This window comes from Pseudomonas sp. SWRI111, assembly GCF_014268555.1.
GTDB lineage: Bacteria > Pseudomonadota > Gammaproteobacteria > Pseudomonadales > Pseudomonadaceae > Aquipseudomonas > Aquipseudomonas hamedanensis.
The window spans coordinates 37,470-53,517 of sequence record NZ_JABWQQ010000004.1; the positions used below are offsets into that span (position 1 = coordinate 37,470).

Annotated in this window: 16 protein-coding genes and 4 tRNA genes; 11 read left to right on the forward strand and 9 right to left on the reverse strand. The window is 59.6% G+C overall.

Annotation, left to right across the window (positions count from 1 at the left end):
* The first annotated feature begins 5 nt into the window (after positions 1 to 5).
* Together HU755_RS07055 and HU755_RS07060 are read left to right on the forward strand one after the other, a co-directional pair.
* Positions 6 to 2,957 carry a DUF748 domain-containing protein gene (locus HU755_RS07055; RefSeq protein WP_186631042.1) on the forward strand — a complete coding sequence of 984 codons (2,952 nt, stop codon included), beginning with the start codon at positions 6 to 8 and terminating at the stop codon, positions 2,955 to 2,957.
* The gene (locus HU755_RS07060; RefSeq protein WP_186631043.1) at positions 2,954 to 3,253 is read left to right on the forward strand and encodes a DUF2845 domain-containing protein; all 300 of its coding nucleotides are present in this window, start codon (positions 2,954 to 2,956) and stop codon (positions 3,251 to 3,253) included. The genes HU755_RS07055 and HU755_RS07060 overlap by 4 nt, the downstream gene beginning before the upstream one ends.
* A 265-nt stretch (positions 3,254 to 3,518) precedes the next feature.
* Here the strand turns inward: HU755_RS07060 and HU755_RS07065 are convergent, their stop codons facing one another.
* On the reverse strand, positions 3,519 to 3,872 hold the full coding sequence (locus HU755_RS07065; RefSeq protein WP_186631044.1) for a BON domain-containing protein: 354 nt from the start codon (positions 3,870 to 3,872) through the stop codon (positions 3,519 to 3,521).
* A 295-nt stretch (positions 3,873 to 4,167) separates the two neighbouring features.
* On the reverse strand, positions 4,168 to 4,599 hold the full coding sequence (locus tag HU755_RS07070; protein WP_186546900.1) for a pilin: 432 nt from the start codon (positions 4,597 to 4,599) through the stop codon (positions 4,168 to 4,170).
* A 225-nt stretch (positions 4,600 to 4,824) separates the two neighbouring features.
* Between HU755_RS07070 and pilB the strand changes: the two genes are divergently transcribed.
* The 5 genes from pilB to yacG are packed head-to-tail and all read left to right on the forward strand — an operon-like array spanning position 4,825 to position 9,436.
* Positions 4,825 to 6,525: a type IV-A pilus assembly ATPase PilB gene (gene pilB, locus HU755_RS07075; RefSeq protein WP_186631045.1), complete on the forward strand. Its 1,701-nt coding sequence runs from the start codon at positions 4,825 to 4,827 to the stop codon at positions 6,523 to 6,525.
* A 2-nt stretch (positions 6,526 to 6,527) separates the two neighbouring features.
* On the forward strand, positions 6,528 to 7,745 hold the full coding sequence (locus tag HU755_RS07080; RefSeq protein ID WP_186546898.1) for a type II secretion system F family protein: 1,218 nt from the start codon (positions 6,528 to 6,530) through the stop codon (positions 7,743 to 7,745).
* Position 7,746: 1 nt separating this feature from the next.
* The gene (locus HU755_RS07085) at positions 7,747 to 8,619 is read left to right on the forward strand and encodes an A24 family peptidase (protein ID WP_186631046.1); all 873 of its coding nucleotides are present in this window, start codon (positions 7,747 to 7,749) and stop codon (positions 8,617 to 8,619) included.
* Entirely contained in the window at positions 8,616 to 9,239 is a 624-nt protein-coding gene (gene coaE / locus HU755_RS07090) for a dephospho-CoA kinase (RefSeq protein WP_186546896.1), read from the forward strand. The genes HU755_RS07085 and coaE overlap by 4 nt, the downstream gene beginning before the upstream one ends.
* Positions 9,236 to 9,436 (forward strand): DNA gyrase inhibitor YacG, encoded by a 201-nt coding sequence (yacG, locus tag HU755_RS07095; RefSeq protein ID WP_186546895.1) that lies wholly within the window; start codon positions 9,236 to 9,238, stop codon positions 9,434 to 9,436. The genes coaE and yacG overlap by 4 nt, the downstream gene beginning before the upstream one ends.
* Before the next feature lie 6 nt (positions 9,437 to 9,442).
* Here yacG and HU755_RS07100 read toward each other — a convergent pair whose 3' ends face one another.
* Together HU755_RS07100 and HU755_RS07105 are read right to left on the reverse strand one after the other, a co-directional pair.
* Entirely contained in the window at positions 9,443 to 9,658 is a 216-nt protein-coding gene (locus HU755_RS07100) for a hypothetical protein (RefSeq protein WP_186546894.1), read from the reverse strand.
* A 65-nt stretch (positions 9,659 to 9,723) separates the two neighbouring features.
* Positions 9,724 to 10,413 carry an energy-coupling factor ABC transporter permease gene (locus HU755_RS07105; protein ID WP_186631047.1) on the reverse strand — a complete coding sequence of 230 codons (690 nt, stop codon included), beginning with the start codon at positions 10,411 to 10,413 and terminating at the stop codon, positions 9,724 to 9,726.
* Between the two features lie 204 nt (positions 10,414 to 10,617).
* On the opposite strand from HU755_RS07105, the gene HU755_RS07110 reads away from it, so the two are divergent.
* The 4 genes from HU755_RS07110 (at position 10,618) to HU755_RS07125 (ending at position 13,355) form a co-directional block, all read left to right on the forward strand.
* Positions 10,618 to 11,244: a DUF1780 domain-containing protein gene (locus tag HU755_RS07110; protein WP_007909887.1), complete on the forward strand. Its 627-nt coding sequence runs from the start codon at positions 10,618 to 10,620 to the stop codon at positions 11,242 to 11,244.
* Positions 11,241 to 11,768: an MOSC domain-containing protein gene (locus tag HU755_RS07115; RefSeq protein ID WP_186631048.1), complete on the forward strand. Its 528-nt coding sequence runs from the start codon at positions 11,241 to 11,243 to the stop codon at positions 11,766 to 11,768. Before HU755_RS07110 ends, HU755_RS07115 begins: the two co-directional genes overlap by 4 nt.
* Before the next feature lie 51 nt (positions 11,769 to 11,819).
* Entirely contained in the window at positions 11,820 to 11,993 is a 174-nt protein-coding gene (locus tag HU755_RS07120; RefSeq protein WP_007909875.1) for a DUF3094 domain-containing protein, read from the forward strand.
* Between the two features lie 63 nt (positions 11,994 to 12,056).
* Positions 12,057 to 13,355, forward strand: coding sequence for an NAD(P)/FAD-dependent oxidoreductase (locus HU755_RS07125; protein WP_186546891.1), 1,299 nt, complete (start codon positions 12,057 to 12,059; stop codon positions 13,353 to 13,355).
* 208 nt (positions 13,356 to 13,563) lie between these two features.
* On the opposite strand, the gene HU755_RS07130 is transcribed toward HU755_RS07125, so the two are convergent.
* From HU755_RS07130 to HU755_RS07150, 5 genes are all read right to left on the reverse strand, one after another.
* Positions 13,564 to 15,189, reverse strand: coding sequence for a methyl-accepting chemotaxis protein (locus HU755_RS07130; protein ID WP_186631049.1), 1,626 nt, complete (start codon positions 15,187 to 15,189; stop codon positions 13,564 to 13,566).
* Positions 15,190 to 15,350: 161 nt separating this feature from the next.
* Positions 15,351 to 15,427: transfer RNA gene (locus HU755_RS07135), tRNA-Pro, on the reverse strand.
* A 97-nt stretch (positions 15,428 to 15,524) separates the two neighbouring features.
* A tRNA-Lys gene (locus HU755_RS07140) sits at positions 15,525 to 15,600 on the reverse strand.
* A gap of 5 nt (positions 15,601 to 15,605) precedes the next feature.
* Positions 15,606 to 15,682, reverse strand: a tRNA-Pro gene (locus tag HU755_RS07145).
* 9 nt (positions 15,683 to 15,691) lie between these two features.
* Positions 15,692 to 15,767: transfer RNA gene (locus tag HU755_RS07150), tRNA-Asn, on the reverse strand.
* Positions 15,768 to 16,048 lie beyond the last annotated feature (281 nt).

Sequence of the window (16,048 nt, forward strand, 5' to 3'; positions counted from 1 at the left end):
GACAGATGAAGCCGCACATGCCCAAAGGATTGATTCGCGCGATTGGCGCCCTGTTGACCGCCCTGGCCCTCTACAGCCTGCTGGGGTTTCTGATCCTGCCGGGCATTGCCCTGCGTGTGGCCAACCAGCAACTGGCGAACTACGCGACGGTGCCGGCGCACCTGCAGCGCATCGAATTGAACCCGTTCAGCCTTGAAGTCACCCTGTGGGGCCTGATGATTGGCGAACCGGGCAAGGAACAGGTCGGCTTTGACCGTCTCTACGCCAACCTGCAACTCGACAGCCTGTGGACCAAAGCGCTGCATCTGTCGGACATCGAGCTGGACAAGCCCAAGAGCGAAATCCTTTTCGCCAAGGACGGCAAGCTCAACCTGCTCGGCCTGTTCAACATCCCGCCGAGTGAGCCGACACCCGCCGATCCCGACGCCAAGCCGTTTCCGCTGCGCATCGACAACATCAAGCTGGCCGGCGGCGTCGTGCACTTCGAAGATGTTCGGCCCAGCGAGCCCATCGAATTCCTCTACGACAACCTCAGCTTCGAGCTGAAAAACCTCAGTACCCTGCCCGAAGACAGCGCCGACATGACCCTGGTCGCGATCGGCCCCGCTGGTGGGCGGATTGACTGGAGCGGCAACTTCAGCCTGATCCCCTTCACCTCAGAAGGCACACTGAAAGTCACCGATGGCCAGATGAAAGCGTTCTGGCCTTACGTGCGCGACGCGGTGCCGCTGGTGCTGGAGAACGGTGTGGTCAGCCTCAGCACCGATTACAAACTCAATCTGTCGAAACAGACCGAACTGCTGCTCAACAACGTAGCGGTGAGCATTGCACCGTTCGCCATCAAGGCTCCGGACGGCCGGCCGCTGGCGAAGCTAGAGCGCCTCGATGTCAGCGAAACCTCTGTGGATCTGGCCAAGCAGCAAGTGCTGGTCGGCAAGATTCGCAGCAACAAACTGGAAACCTGGGCCGCGCTGGAAGCCGACGGTCAACTCGACTGGCAGAAGCTGTTCGCCAGCCAGCCGTCGAAACCCGCTGCCAAAGCCGCCGCCGAGCCGGCCGATGCGCCGGCGGCCGCCGACTCACCCAAGCCTGAATCGACCGCGCCAAGCAAACCGTGGCAGGTGCTGATCAAAGACGTGCAACTGCGCAACTACACCGTGCACCTGGCCGACCGTTCCGCCAAGCCTGCGGTGGCGCTGGATATCACCCCGCTGAACGTCGATCTGCAGGATTTCGACAGCCTCAACGGCTCGCCTTTCAAGCTCAGACTCGACAGCGGGCTGGGCAAGCAAGGCAAGATCAGCGCTGACGGCACGGTCAATCTGGCACCGGTCAACGCGCAGCTCAACGTCAAGACCCAGGACATCGACCTGCGTGTCGCGCAGTCCTACATCAATCCCTTTATTCGTCTGGAACTGCGCAGCGGCATGCTCGGCAGTGACCTGAAGGTCAACCTGAAAAGCACCGAACCGCTGGCGCTCAGCGTCACCGGCCGCGCGCAGATCGATCAGTTGCACACCCTCGACACGCTCAAGACCCGCGACTTCCTCAAGTGGCAGCAAGTGGTGGTCGAAGGCTTGAACTACCAGCACGGCGACAGCCTGTCGATCGACAAGGTCAACCTGTTCCAGCCCTATGCGCGCTTCATGATCAACGATGACCGCACCACCAACATCGACGACCTGCTGATCGCGCAACCGGCTGACAGCGGTACAAAAACGACCGCCGCGAAACCCGCCGGCAAAGACAAACCGCTGGGCATTCACATCGGCGCGATTGCGATCAACGACGGCTCGGCCAACTTCGCCGACTTTAGCCTGACACCGAACTTCGCCACCGCCGTGCAGCAGCTCAACGGTCAGATCGGCACCATCGACAGTCGTCAGGCGAAGCCGGCCAGCGTCGACATCAAAGGCAAGGTCGATCGTTATGCACCGGTGACCATCAAGGGTGCGGTCAACCCGTTCGACCCGATGGCCAGCCTCGACATCGCCACCAGTTTCAAACGGGTCGAACTGACCACCCTGACGCCCTACTCCGGCAAGTTCGCCGGTTACCGTATCCGCAAGGGCCGGCTCAATCTTGACTTGCATTACCTGATCACCAACGGCCAGTTGAAAGCCGACAACAAAGTGGTGGTCGAGCAATTACAACTGGGCGAAAAAGTCGACAGCCCGGACGCTGTCAGCCTGCCGCTGAAACTGGCGATAGCCTTGCTCAAGGACGTCGATGGCAAGATTTCCATCGAGTTGCCGGTGACCGGCGACCTCAATAACCCTCAGTTCAGCGTGATGCCGATTGTCTGGCAGACCCTGCGCAACCTGATCGTCAAAGCCGCCGCCGCGCCGTTCAAGATGATTGGCGGGCTGGTCAGTGGCGGTGGTTCCGAAGACCTCGGCACCGTGTCCTTCGCGCCGGGGTCCAGCGACTTGAGCAAAGATGCCGAAGCGGCGCTGGTGAAACTGTCGCAAGCGCTCAAGGAACGTCCGGCCCTGCGCCTGGAAATCGAAGGCACCGCCGCGAAAAGCAGCGACGGCCCGCTACTCGCCGAGCAGCGCCTGGAACGGGAATACCAGTACAACTACTACAAGATGCTCCAGCGCCGTGGCGACAAGGTCCCGGCCCAGGCGTCGCTGCTGCAAGTGCCTGACAGCGAGAAAGGCCCGTTGCTTGAGGGTATTTATCGCACCCGCCTGAAAACCCAGCCGCCGGCAGAATGGAAGGATCTGGGCAAGGAAGAACGTACGGCCAAAATGCGCGAAGGCGTGATCGCGTTCTGGAGCGGCAGCGACGTGCTGCTGCGGCAGTTGGGTCAGGATCGCGCCAGCACGATCAAGGATTACCTGGTCGACAAGGGCAAGCTTGAGGATGACCGCGTGTACTTCATCGACGCCAATCTTGGCGAGGCCGAGAGCGACGGGCGGGTAGTAACGCAAATGCACCTGGATGCCGAATGACAACGCGTCACTGGCTGGCTGTGCTCGCGCTGACGTGTGCCGCCAGCCATGCGTCAGCGTCGGATACCCTGCGCTGCGGCAGCCAGTTGATCAGCCTCGGCGATCGCTCAAGCGAGGTCCTGCAAAAATGTGGTGAACCGGTCAGCCGTGACGTTCTGGGCTACAAGCGCAGCGCCAATCGCCGCGAAGAGTTTCAGGTCGAAGAATGGACCTACGGCCCGAACAACGGCATGTACCAATACCTGCGCTTCGAAGGCAATCGCCTGCGGCAGATCAGCAGCAAACGCGGTAATTGAAGAACATCCCCCCTTGTAGGAGTGAGCCTGCTCGCGATAGCGGTCTGTCAGTCAACACTGATTCAACTGACAGACCGCTATCGCGAGCAGGCTCACTCCTACATTGTTTTGTGTGCCCCCTGAAATAGAACAGGCCCCGACACAAGTGCCGGGGCCTGTAATGGTCACATCCCTGTGACCGTTCGCATGAACTCTAAAGTTGCGACAGACGTATTGCTCGGCCCGCCTGTCGCGTCTTCTCCCGGTCCAGGCGAGAAGCCTTGCCTTACTCGGCTTTCAGGCCGTCAGCGGAGACCGCTTTGACGCCTTTGATTTTCTTGGCGATGGACACAGCCGTTTCTTTTTGCGCGTCGGTTACTGCAGTGGTCGACGACAGGGAAACAACGCCTTTGTTGGTTTCAACCTTGATGTCAGTGCCAGGAATGCCTTTTTCGGTGACCAGATCAGCTTTGACCTTGGTGGTGATCCAGGTATCGGAAGTAGCTTCTTTCGCTTGAGTAACTTCACCGGCAGCCAGAACCATTGGCGACTGGGTAGCCTGAGTGGTCTGGGCGAATGCGCCGCCAGCCATGGTCAGGGTCAGAGCGGTAGCAGCGGCAGTGATAGCGAACTTCTTCATACGAGTAACTCCTGTTTTTACTTGAAGTCTGCTGTAACGCTTGTCAGCAGGGTTACCGGAGATATTGCGAACGCTGTGCCAACTTTTTCGAACAGATAAAACACTTTAAAAACAACGGCTTACGAAAACAGACAATTTTCGTTTTCATGCAAAATGCATGACTCGCTCAATCTTCACATGCAACTTGCGGTTTTTTGGAAAGTTCATAAGCTGCTGAAATTATTAGAGCTTTTGTGAAGCGGTGAGAATAAAAAAATGCCCCGCAAGCGCGGGGCATTCGATCGGCAGGCCGCGATTATGTACCGCTGGCAGTGCAGCCTTTCGGCGAATAATCGGGGGCGACGGTGGTTGCGCATGTCCACACACCAGCACCGGTGCCGGACGAGCGAGTCAGCGTAATAGTCTTGTCGAGGACCGGGCCGGGGGCGTTTTTGATCGTGCAGACGATTGTGCCAGCGCCCGTCGAAGCAGTACCCGACGCCGTCACGGCGCAATTGGAGGTGGTCACCGCGGCACTGCCTGCAACCAGCGTCAATGTCGGATCGGTGCCCTGGTTGATCGTGTCCTCAAACGGCACTTTCAATGCACTGATCTCCGCGAGCCCCGCCGTCACCTTCGACCGCGCCTGGTACTTCGTATATTGCGGCAGGGCGATGGTCGCCAGGATCCCGATGATCGCCACCACGATCAGCAGCTCGATCAATGTGAAGCCTTGTTGTTTTTTCATACACACACTCCAGGCATGAGGCGAAATCTCATGATCTGAACAAGCCTCAGCACAGCCCATGCCAACGCCTTCAGGCCCCGTCCACTGGGCGCGAGCGTTTGACAGCGCGGTTTCCTACAACCTGCAACCGCACTATCTGACACTTTTTGTCACCTGCACCGGCCGTGTTTGGCGCTGTCACTTGACTAGGCTATAAGTCATGAACGGCAAGCGTGCGGAATCCCCATGAATGACATCGCTCTGAGCGGTCTGGCCAAGCAATTGGTGCAGGCCGAACTGCTCACGGAAACAGGCGCTCAGCAGGCCTGGCAACAAGCGCAGCGCAATCGCGTATCGCTGGTCAATTATCTGGTGCACAACAAGCTGGTGAAGAGCCGGCAGATCGCCGAAATCGCTTCGGAACATTTTGGCATGGCCCTGCTTGACCTCGGTTGCCTCGACAAGGAAACCCAGCCCAGAGGTCTGGTCAGTGAAAAACTGGTGCGCCAGCATTGCGCCCTACCCTTGTGGCGACGCGGCAATAAACTGTTTGTCGGTATCTCCGATCCGAGCAACCAGCAGGCAATCAGCGACATCCAGTTCAGTACCGGCCTGAGCACCGAAGCGATTCTGGTCGAGGACGACAAGCTCAGCGATGCCATCGACAAGTTTTTCGAGACCCACACCAGCGGCCTCGAAGAAATGGCCGATGTCGATCTCGACGGGCTGGACGTCGAGTCCGTCGACGACAATAGGCAGGACGCCATCGGCGGCCTCGACGCCGACGATGCGCCGGTCGTGCGCTTCGTGCACAAGATGCTGCTGGATGCGATCAAAAGCGGCTCCTCCGACCTGCACTTCGAACCCTACGAGAAAAATTATCGAGTGCGGGTGCGCACCGACGGCATGCTGCGCGAAGTGGCCAAACCGCCGATCCAGTTGGCCGGACGCATCGCCGCGCGCCTGAAAGTCATGGCCAGTCTCGACATCTCGGAAAGGCGCAAACCCCAGGACGGGCGGATCAAAATGCGCCTGTCGAAAAGCAAATCCATCGATTTTCGCGTCAACACCTTGCCGACCCTGTGGGGCGAAAAAGTGGTGATCCGGATTCTCGACCCGTCCAGCGCGCAGATGGGTATCGATGCGCTGGGTTACGAGCCCGAGCAGAAAGCCTTGTATCTGGCGGCGCTGAAGCAGCCGCAAGGGATGATTCTGGTCACCGGCCCGACCGGTTCCGGCAAAACCGTGTCGTTGTACACCGGCCTGAATATTCTCAATACCGTCGACATCAATATCTCCACGGCCGAAGATCCGGTGGAGATCAACATGGAAGGCATTAACCAGGTCAACGTCAATCCACGGCAGGGCCTGGACTTTGCCCAGGCTCTGCGTTCGTTTCTGCGTCAGGACCCGGACGTGATCATGGTCGGCGAGATCCGCGACCTGGAAACCGCCGAAATCGCCATCAAGGCCGCACAGACCGGTCACCTGGTGCTGTCGACCCTGCACACCAACAGCGCCGCAGAAACCCTCACGCGCCTGCACAACATGGGTATTCCCGGCTTCAATATCGCCACCTCGGTCAGCCTGATCATCGCCCAGCGGCTGGCGCGCAAATTGTGCAGCCACTGCAAAAAGCCCATCGACATTCCTCGCGAAACCCTGATCAAGGAAGGCTTCCCCGAGGAACGCATCGGCAGTTTCACGATCTACGAGCCGGTCGGTTGCGATCACTGCAACGGCGGTTACAAGGGACGCGTGGGGATTTATGAAGTGGTGAAAAACACACCGGACTTGCAACGGCTGATCATGGCCGAGGGCAATTCACTGGAAATCGACAGCCAGATGCGCCGCGACGGCTTCGACGATCTGCGCACCTCTGGGCTGCACAAGGCCATGCAAGGCATTACCAGCCTTGAGGAAATCAACCGAGTCAGCAAGGACTGAACATGGCGGCCAAGGCAGCGAAAATCAGCGTCTACGCCTGGGAAGGTACGGATCGCAAAGGCAGCAAAGTCTCAGGTGAACTGAGCGGGCAAACCCCGGCATTGATCAAAGCGCAGTTGCGCAAACAGGGGATCTCCCCCGGCAAGGTGCGCAAGAAGTCGGCGTCCTTGCTCAGCTTCGGTCAGCGCATCAAGGTTCGCGACATTGCCCTGTTTACCCGGCAAATGGCGACAATGATGAAGGCCGGTGTTCCGCTGCTGCAATCGTTCGACATCATCGGCGAGGGCTTCGAAAACCCGGCGATGCGCAAACTGGTGGACGAGGTGAAGCAGGAAGTCGCGGCGGGCAACAGCTTTGCCACCGCGCTGCGCAAAAAGCCGCAGTACTTCGACGAGCTGTATTGCAACCTGGTCGACGCCGGCGAGCAGTCCGGCGCCCTCGACACCCTGTTGGAACGCGTCGCAACATATAAGGAGAAGAGCGAAGCGCTGAAAGCGAAGATCAAGAAAGCCATGACCTATCCGACGGCCGTGTTGCTGGTGGCGGCGGTGGTCACCGGGATTCTGCTGGTGAAGGTCGTGCCGCAATTCGAGTCGGTTTTCTCTGGTTTCGGCGCCGAACTGCCGGGCTTCACCCTGATGGTGATCAGCCTTTCGGAATTCATGCAGCAATGGTGGTGGGCGATGCTGCTGGTGTTGGTGGCGGCCATTTTCGGCCTGCGCCATGCCTTGAAAAAATCCCAGGCCTTGCGCGATCGCCGCGACACCTTACTGCTGAAACTGCCGCTGGTGGGCACGCTGATGTATAAATCCGCCGTCGCCCGTTTTGCCCGCACTCTGTCGACCACCTTTGCCGCCGGCGTACCGCTGGTGGAGGCGCTCGATTCGGTGGCCGGTGCCACCGGCAACGTGGTGTTCAAACGCGCCGTGCTGCGCGTGCGTCAGGATGTCTCCACCGGCATGCAGTTGAATTTCTCGATGCGCAGCACGGGCGTGTTTCCCAACATGGCGGTGCAGATGACCGCCATCGGCGAAGAGTCCGGCGCCCTCGATGACATGCTCGACAAAGTCGCGGGGTTTTACGAAGAGGAAGTGGATAACATGGTCGACAACCTCACCAGCCTGATGGAGCCGTTCATCATGGTGGTGCTGGGAGTGATCGTCGGCGGGCTGGTGGTGGCCATGTACCTGCCGATTTTCCAACTCGGCTCAGCGGTCTGACATGCCTCTCGACGAACTCTTTGCCCTGTATCCGCTGGCCTTTGTCTGCACCGCGTTGCTGCTGGGGCTGGTGATCGGCAGCTTCCTCAATGTACTGGTCTGGCGCCTGCCGAAAATGCTTGAGCGCGATTGGCGCGAGCAGGCCCATGAGGTGCTCGGCTTGCCCGCGGATCAAGCGTTGCCGACCTACAACCTGCTGTTGCCGCATTCCCAATGTCCGCACTGTGCACACCGAATCCGCGCCTGGGAAAACATTCCGCTGCTCAGTTACCTGTGCTTGCGCGGGCGCTGTTCGGCCTGCGCTGCACCGATCGGTAAACGCTATCCGCTGACCGAACTGGCCTGCGGCCTGCTGTCAGCCTTCATTGCGTGGCATCTGGGCTTTGGCTGGCCGGCCTGCGCGCTGATCGTGCTGACGTGGGGGTTGCTGGCGATGAGCCTGATCGACAGCGAACATCAACTGTTGCCTGATGTGCTGGTGCTGCCGCTGTTATGGCTGGGGCTGATCATTAACAGTTTCGGGTTATTTGTGCCGTTACACGATGCGCTGTGGGGCGCGGTGGCCGGATATATGGCGCTGTGGTCGGTGTTCTGGCTGTTCAAGCTGATCACCGGCAAGGACGGCATCGGCCATGGCGATTTCAAGCTGCTGGCGCTGCTCGGCGCCTGGGGCGGCTGGCAGATACTGCCGCTGACGATTCTGCTGTCCTCGCTGGTGGGCGCGTTGCTCGGCGTGATTGTGCTGCGTCTGCGCAAAGCGCAGACCTCGACGCCGATCCCTTTCGGCCCCTACCTGGCAATTGCCGGCTGGATTGCCTTGCTCTGGGGTGGTCAAATGACCGACTTCTATTGGCAGTTTGTCGGTTTGAAATGAATACCCCTGTGGAAAAACCCTGGATCCTCGGCCTGACCGGCGGCATCGGCAGCGGCAAAAGCGCGGCAGCCCAACACTTCATCGACCTCGGCGTGCATGTGGTGGATGCCGATCATGCGGCGCGCTGGGTGGTCGAACCCGGCCGCCCGGCGCTGGCGAAGATTGCCGAACACTTCGGTTCCGGCGTGTTGCAGGCCGACGGTACGCTGGACCGCGCCGCCCTGCGCAAACTGATCTTTGAAGTGCCCGAGGAGCGTCGCTGGCTCGAAGCCTTGCTGCATCCATTGATCGGCGAGGAAATCGCCCATCATCTGGCGCTGGCACAATCGCCCTACGCGATTCTGGTGTCGCCGTTGTTGATAGAATCCGGCCAATACGCGATGACCCAGCGCATCCTGGTCATCGACGCTGCGCAACAACTGCAGATCGAACGCACCTTGCAGCGTGACCAGACCAGCGCCGAGCAGGTCCAGGCGATCCTCAAGGCGCAATCGAGCCGCGAAGACCGCGTGAGCCGTGCCGACGATGTGATCGTCAACGACCGCGACCTCGCCTGGCTGCACAGCGAGGTCGAACGGCTGCATCACTTTTACCTGACTTTATCCGGAGGCCAAGCATGAGCCACATTCCAACCGTTGAATGCCCAACCTGCGGCGCACCCGTCGAATTCACCCCGAAAAGCGAATTCCGTCCGTTCTGCTCCCATCGCTGCAAACTGATCGACCTCGGCGCCTGGGCGTCGGAAGAACACAAGATTCCGGTTGCACCGGATGCTGAAGACGAACTGTTCTCGGGCGATTTCGACCCGCGTCACTGACCCCGATCAGGGCCGCATGAAGCTATAGTCCTGACCATCGTCGAGGTTTTCCGCCAGAAAACGCAACTCGTCGGCGAGGTCTTCGGCGTTGCGCACAGCCTTGCTCTGCTGCACCACCGCGCTGAGCAAGGCGCGCAAACTCAGGCCCGGGTCGAAGCCCACTTCCAGCGCCATGTCCAGATTCTGCCGGGTTTCCTGCCGCGCCCATTCGTAAACGCCCATGCCACTGCTCCTGAAGGGATTTGCGCGAGCATGAAATCTCTGCGGCGTGGCCGGTTTGATGTGGATCAAGACTTCGGCTCGTCGTCCTTCCACGGCGCCGAGAGGTAACGCGTGCGGTTGAAGGTCTCCAGCCATTCCGGGGAAAACACCACCAGCGCACTGACGATCATGCCGTTGATGAAGGCCTCGGGAAACAACAGCAGCCACAGATAACCGACGAAATCCTCCAGCCATTCCGGCATGGCGAACAGGCCGTCGTACCACAGCAGCGTCAGGCTCAGGACCAGGCACAACAGGCCAGACAAAGCGGCTGCGAAGAACCCGGAACAAAAGATGTAAACGAAGGGGTTTCGTGGCTGCGCACGCTCGACCAGGATGGCCACGCACTCGGTGACCAGCACCGGCAACAGAATCAGTAATGTGCCGTTGACGCCGACGGCTACAAGGTCCTGACGCCCCAACAGCACCAGCCCCATCTGCGCGACCAGCCCGCCGACAATCGCCAGCGGCCAATCGAGCAGCAACGTTACCGCCGTCATGCCAATGAAGTGATAGGACACGCCGGTATCGAAATCCCTGCGCACCAGCCACAGCAGAAACAGCGCGAATACCGTGCCGAACAGCAAGTGCTGCCGGCGACTGTCGCTGAACAGCTCGACCCATGGCGCGCGCGCGATCGCCCACAGCAGCAGCGGCAGATAAATCAGCCAGCCGAGCGTCAGGCTTGTCGAGGACAGCAGTTCAGCTCCAATCATGACCCCTCACCTTTTCCACGACACAACCCCTGTAGGAACTGCCGAAGGCTCGGGCCGCGATCGGACGATCTTTTGACTCTGAAAGAAGAAGATCAAAAGATCGCAGCCTTCGGCAGCTCCTACAAGTGCGCAATCGCAAGACGTTTATAGCTGGGCCGATGCAAAGCTTTCTGCTTGTCGCATTTGGACGCTAAGCTTGGGCCTATGGATGACTCAGATTATTTACGCCTGCTGACCATCGCGGCCGAGCAAGCCAACGCGTTCCTGTCCAATGCCCGCAAATGGGAGCGTGAGCGTTGGGTCTGCCAGCGCCTGCTGCAAGGCTTGAACATCCCCTACCGCGCCGATGAATTCGCGCCGGCCGGTGAGCCGCCGGACGTACTGTTTCGCGATGCCAATTTCGAAGTATTTTTCGTCCTCGATGAAGGCCGCCGCCTCAACGATGAATGGCGCGACGAATTGCAGCGTCGGCGCAGCGCGTTTTCCCTCAGCCAACTGGTGCGCCGCGAAGCCAAGCCCAAGCGCATCCCGGCCAATGAATTTCTTTTGCGCCTGGCGCCGACGTTGCGCAAGAAAGCCCACAACTACAAGGAGCGCGGCATGGACCTGGGCGAACTGGACATCATCGCCTTCGCCAGCCTCAAGCGCGAAGTGCTGGACCTCAACAGCCATTTCCCGCCGCCGACCGAATACCTGCGTCAGGGCTGGCGCTCGCTGTCGCTGGTCGGCCCGACGTTTGCCCGTGTACTGTTCGCTCACCCTGATGCGCCGGACTTTTTGCGCAGCAACCTCGGTCGCAGCATCGTCTTCGACGTAGGCATCAGCCTGTGACGCCGCTGCAGCAACTGATCGCCGAGGTGCCGCAAGCCGGCCGGGTGCGCTGGATCGGCGTGCGTCCTCAGTCCCGTGGGCCAATGATTGAACTCGATGCGGTCGAGGCGCGCCTGGAAGCCGGACTGACCGGAGACCACGCCCGCCCCGGCATTCGCAACGCTCGGCAGGTGACATTGATCCAGTGGGAGCACCTGGCAGTGATCAGTACATTGATGGGCCGCCCCGACGATCAACCGATCAGACCTGAAGATCTGCGGCGCAATCTCGTTATAAGCGGAATCAATTTGTTTAGCCTAAAGGGGCGGCGCTTTCGCATCGGTCAGGCGATACTCGAAACCACAGGCTGGTGTCAGCCCTGCGCACGCTTGCAGAACAACCTCGGCCCCGGCACTTTCCAGGCCGTACGCGGGCACGGCGGAATCACTGCACGAGTGCTACAGAGCGGCATCATTCGCCTCGACGACGACGTGCGCGTCGAACCGGTCCCGGACAGCGGCTATGCTGCGTTCAACCCCGGCTAAAAACCGCTGTAGCTTCTGCCCATTCAGTAACGTCTACCTGACGAGGCAAATATGACCAGCCGCCTGAACCCCGAAGACCAAAAGCATGTCGAAGAATACCTGCAACTGTCCCAACACCGTGTCGAGCGCCGGCCATTCCGGCCGTGGATGCTCCTGGTGCTGGTACTGGCAGTGACCATTGGTCTGGGCCTGTTGAGCCGATTTATCAGTTACCTGACGCTATGAGTCGCTTCGCACTCGCTCGGGCAACTGCACAGATTTCCTTTAAAAACCTTGCGAGTTATCCCTATGTCCCATCGTATTGTCATTGTCGGCGGCGGCGCCGGCGGTCTGGAGTTGGCTACCCGTCTGGGTAAGACCTTGGGCAAACGCGGCACAGCCAGCGTGATGCTGGTCGACGCCAACCTGACGCACATCTGGAAACCGCTGCTGCACGAAGTGGCCGCCGGCTCCCTCAACTCCTCGGAAGATGAACTCAACTATGTTGCCCAGGCGAAATGGAACCACTTCGAGTTCCAGCTGGGGCGCATGAGCGGTCTCGACCGCGCGCAGAAGAAAATTCAGCTCGCTGCCACTTATGACGAAAACGGCGTCGAACTGGTGCCCGCGCGCGAAGTGCCGTATGACTCGCTGGTGATCAGCGTCGGCAGCACCACCAACGATTTCGGCACTCAGGGTGCAGCGCAGCATTGCCTGTTCCTCGATACCCGTAAACAGGCCGAGCGCTTTCACCAGCAACTGCTCAATCACTATTTGCGCGCCCACGCCGGGCAAACCGATGTGGTCGAGCAGATCAGCGTGGCCATCGTCGGCGCTGGCGCCACGGGCGTCGAGCTGGCCGCAGAGCTGCACAACGCCGCCCATGAACTGGCGGCTTACGGTCTGGACCGGATCAAACCGGAAAACATGCACATTACGCTGATCGAAGCCGGCCCACGGGTGCTGCCGGCGCTGCCGGAACGCATCAGCGGACCGGTGCACAAAACCCTGGAGAAGCTCGGGGTCAATGTCATGACCAACGCCTCGGTCAGCGAAGTCACCGCCGACAGCCTGATCACCGCCGACGGCAACGAGATCAAGGCCAGCCTGAAAGTCTGGGCCGCCGGTATTCGTGCCCCGGGGTTCCTCAAGGACATCGACGGTCTGGAAACCAACCGCATCAATCAGCTGCAAGTGCTGCCGACCCTGCAGACCACCCGCGACGAAAACATTTTTGCCTTTGGTGACTGCGCGGCCTGCCCGCAACCGGGTACCGATCGTAACGTACCGCCACGTGCTCAGGCGGCGCACCAACAGGCGTCATTGCTGGCGAAGTCGCTGAAACTGCGCATCGAAGGCAAGACCCTGCCGGAGTACAAGTACACCGATTACGGCTCGCTGATTTCGCTGTCGCGTTTTTCCGCTGTGGGTAACCTGATGGGCAACCTGACCGGCAGCGTGATGCTCGAAGGCTGGCTGGCGCGGATGTTCTACGTGTCGCTGTATCGTATGCACCAGATGGCACTGTACGGGCCGTTCCGCACGGCGATGCTGATGCTGGGCAGCAAGATCGGTCGTGGCACCGAACCGCGTCTGAAATTGCACTAAGGCCAGCGTCTGTGGGAGCTGGCTTGCCAGCGATGGCGCCGGGTCAGTTGATATTTCTGTTGCCTGACCCACCGCTATCGCGGGCAAGCCCGGCTCCCACAGGTTTTCGTGCTGCTCGCAGATCCAGCGCATTCGCGAGCAGGCTCGCTCCCACCTTTGATCTTTATTCCAAGCCCCGCATCGCGCGGGGCTTTTTATTGGCTGTCGATTACAGCTGGAAGCGTCTCACCATGCCCTGCAGGGCGTTGGCCAGTTGCGACAGTTCATGGCTCGACGCACTGGTCTGATCAGCCCCTGCAGCCGAGCGCACCGACAGATCACGAATGTTCACCAGATTGCGATCCACTTCGCGCGCCACTTGCGCCTGCTCTTCAGCGGCGCTGGCGATGACCAGGTTGCGCTCGTGAATCTCGTGCACCGAAGCCGTGATCGTCACCAGTGCCTCGCCCGCCCGCTCAGCCAATACCAGCGTGCTCGCCGCACGGGATGCGCTGGCCTGCATGGAATCCAGCGCCAGGCTCGACCCGCTGCGCATGCCCTGCACCATCTGCTCGATCTCTTGTGTCGATTGCTGGGTGCGATAGGCCAGCGCGCGTACCTCGTCGGCCACTACCGCAAAACCTCGCCCGCTTTCACCCGCGCGTGCCGCTTCAATGGCGGCGTTGAGCGCCAGCAAGTTGGTCTGTTCGGCGATGGCGCGAATCACATCGAGCACTTTGCCGATGTCTTGTGACTGATTCGCCAGCGACTGCACCAACTCACCGGTGTGCTGCACATCGCTGGCCAGCGCATTGATCGCATTGGCGGTTTCGCTGACGCGTTCCTGGCCCAACTGCGCCGACTGACTGGATTGACGCGTGGCATCGGACGTCGATACGGCGTTGCGCGCCACCTCCTCCACCGCAGCGGTCATCTCGTTGACGGCCGTGGCAGCCTGTTCGATTTCATTGTTCTGCTGTTGCAGGCCTTGCGTGCTGTCGACCGTGACCGCGCTCAGCTCGTCAGCGGCCGTGGCCAGTTGCGTGGCCGAGCCACTGATGCTCTGCAGGGTTTCGCGCAGGTTCTGCTGCATGGTCGCCAGTGCTTTGAGCAAACGGCTCACTTCATCGTTGCCATGAGCCTCGATGGGGCGGGTCAGATCGCCCTTCGCCACGCTTTCGGCAGCCTCCACGGCGCTGCTCAGGGGGCGCACGATACTGCGCGTCAGCAACATCGCCAGCGCCACCGTGGCCAGCGCTGCCAAAGCAATGAACAGGCTGACGATGGTGCGCGAGGTTTGATAATGCGCGGCGGACTTCTCGCTCTCGGTAGCCACTTGCCGGGCAAACAAGTCAGCCAGATCGTTGAGTTGCTTGCCGGAGCCGTCGACCACCGTTTTCATATCGACCAAGAGCAATCTGGTCAGCTCGTCCCGCTTGCCTTGCTCGGCGAGGGTGAACGACTGGGCGATGCCGGTGCGATAAGCGGCGAAGGTTGTCTTGAACTGGTCGTACAGTTGCTGGCCCTCCGGGGTATCGACGAGTTTGTCGTAGGCGGCGATTTTCTCGCTCAGCTCTTTGTCCCGGGTGTCCATCTGGCCACGATAGGTGGCGATGTTTGCAGGATCCTGATCCAGCGCCATGCGCAGGGAAATGGTGCGGATACGCAGCATCAGCTCGCGGATCTCGTCACCACCGCGAATGCTCGGCAACCAGCGGTTCTCCACCGCCACCTCACTGTCGCGAATGCTCGACATCTGCCCCAGCGCAAACACCCCAAGCATGGCCACCAACACCGCAATCAGGGCAAAGCCCAGGGCAGCCCGGGGAGCAATATTCAACCGACGAAGCAACATGACGAACGCCCTTATTCTTGTATTGGCCAGATTCAGGGGCGAAGCGTTGGCAGTCCCCTCGTGTTAGCGGGCTATCGGCAGGTTGTATGACGACTTGAAGGGATTCGGCTTTCGACGGGCAAAAAAAATCCCCGTATCTTTCGATACGAGGATTTTTAATATGGTCGGGGTAAGGGGATTCGAACTCCTGACATCCTGCTCCCAAAGCAGGCGCGCTACCGGACTGCGCTATACCCCGGTAAAAAAAAGGCGACCTTTCAAAGATCGCCTTCTTCGATCAGCGCTTTTGGCCTCTGATCTTAAGATTCGATCCCAGCGTTAACTGGTTTCAAAAATGGTGGGTCGTGTGGGATTCGAACCTACGACCAATTGGTTAAAAGCCAACTGCTCTACCAACTGAGCTAACGACCCAAAAATGGTCGGGGTAAGGGGATTCGAACTCCTGACATCCTGCTCCCAAAGCAGGCGCGCTACCGGACTGCGCTATACCCCGATTTGAAATTGGCTCCGTGACCAGGACTCGAACCTGGGACCCAATGATTAACAGTCATTTGCTCTACCGACTGAGCTATCACGGAACTGCATATTTCAATTTACAACGGTGAAGCTTTGTTACATCTCGCCACCCGTTCGCATCGCTGCGTTCGTGTGTCTGAGGCGCGCTATTCTACAACCTAGAACACCTCTGTCAACCCCCTAAATTGCTTTCAAGTTAATGATTTGCAACTTATTTCAGATTCCAGCCCAGTGAGCTGAAACGCTGTTGGTGACTGACTGCGGGGCGCACTTTACAAGCCTTTTCCTTTGAGTTCAACAGCCTGGCGAAAAAAAGGCCTCGCAATGCGAGGCCTTCCCTGTT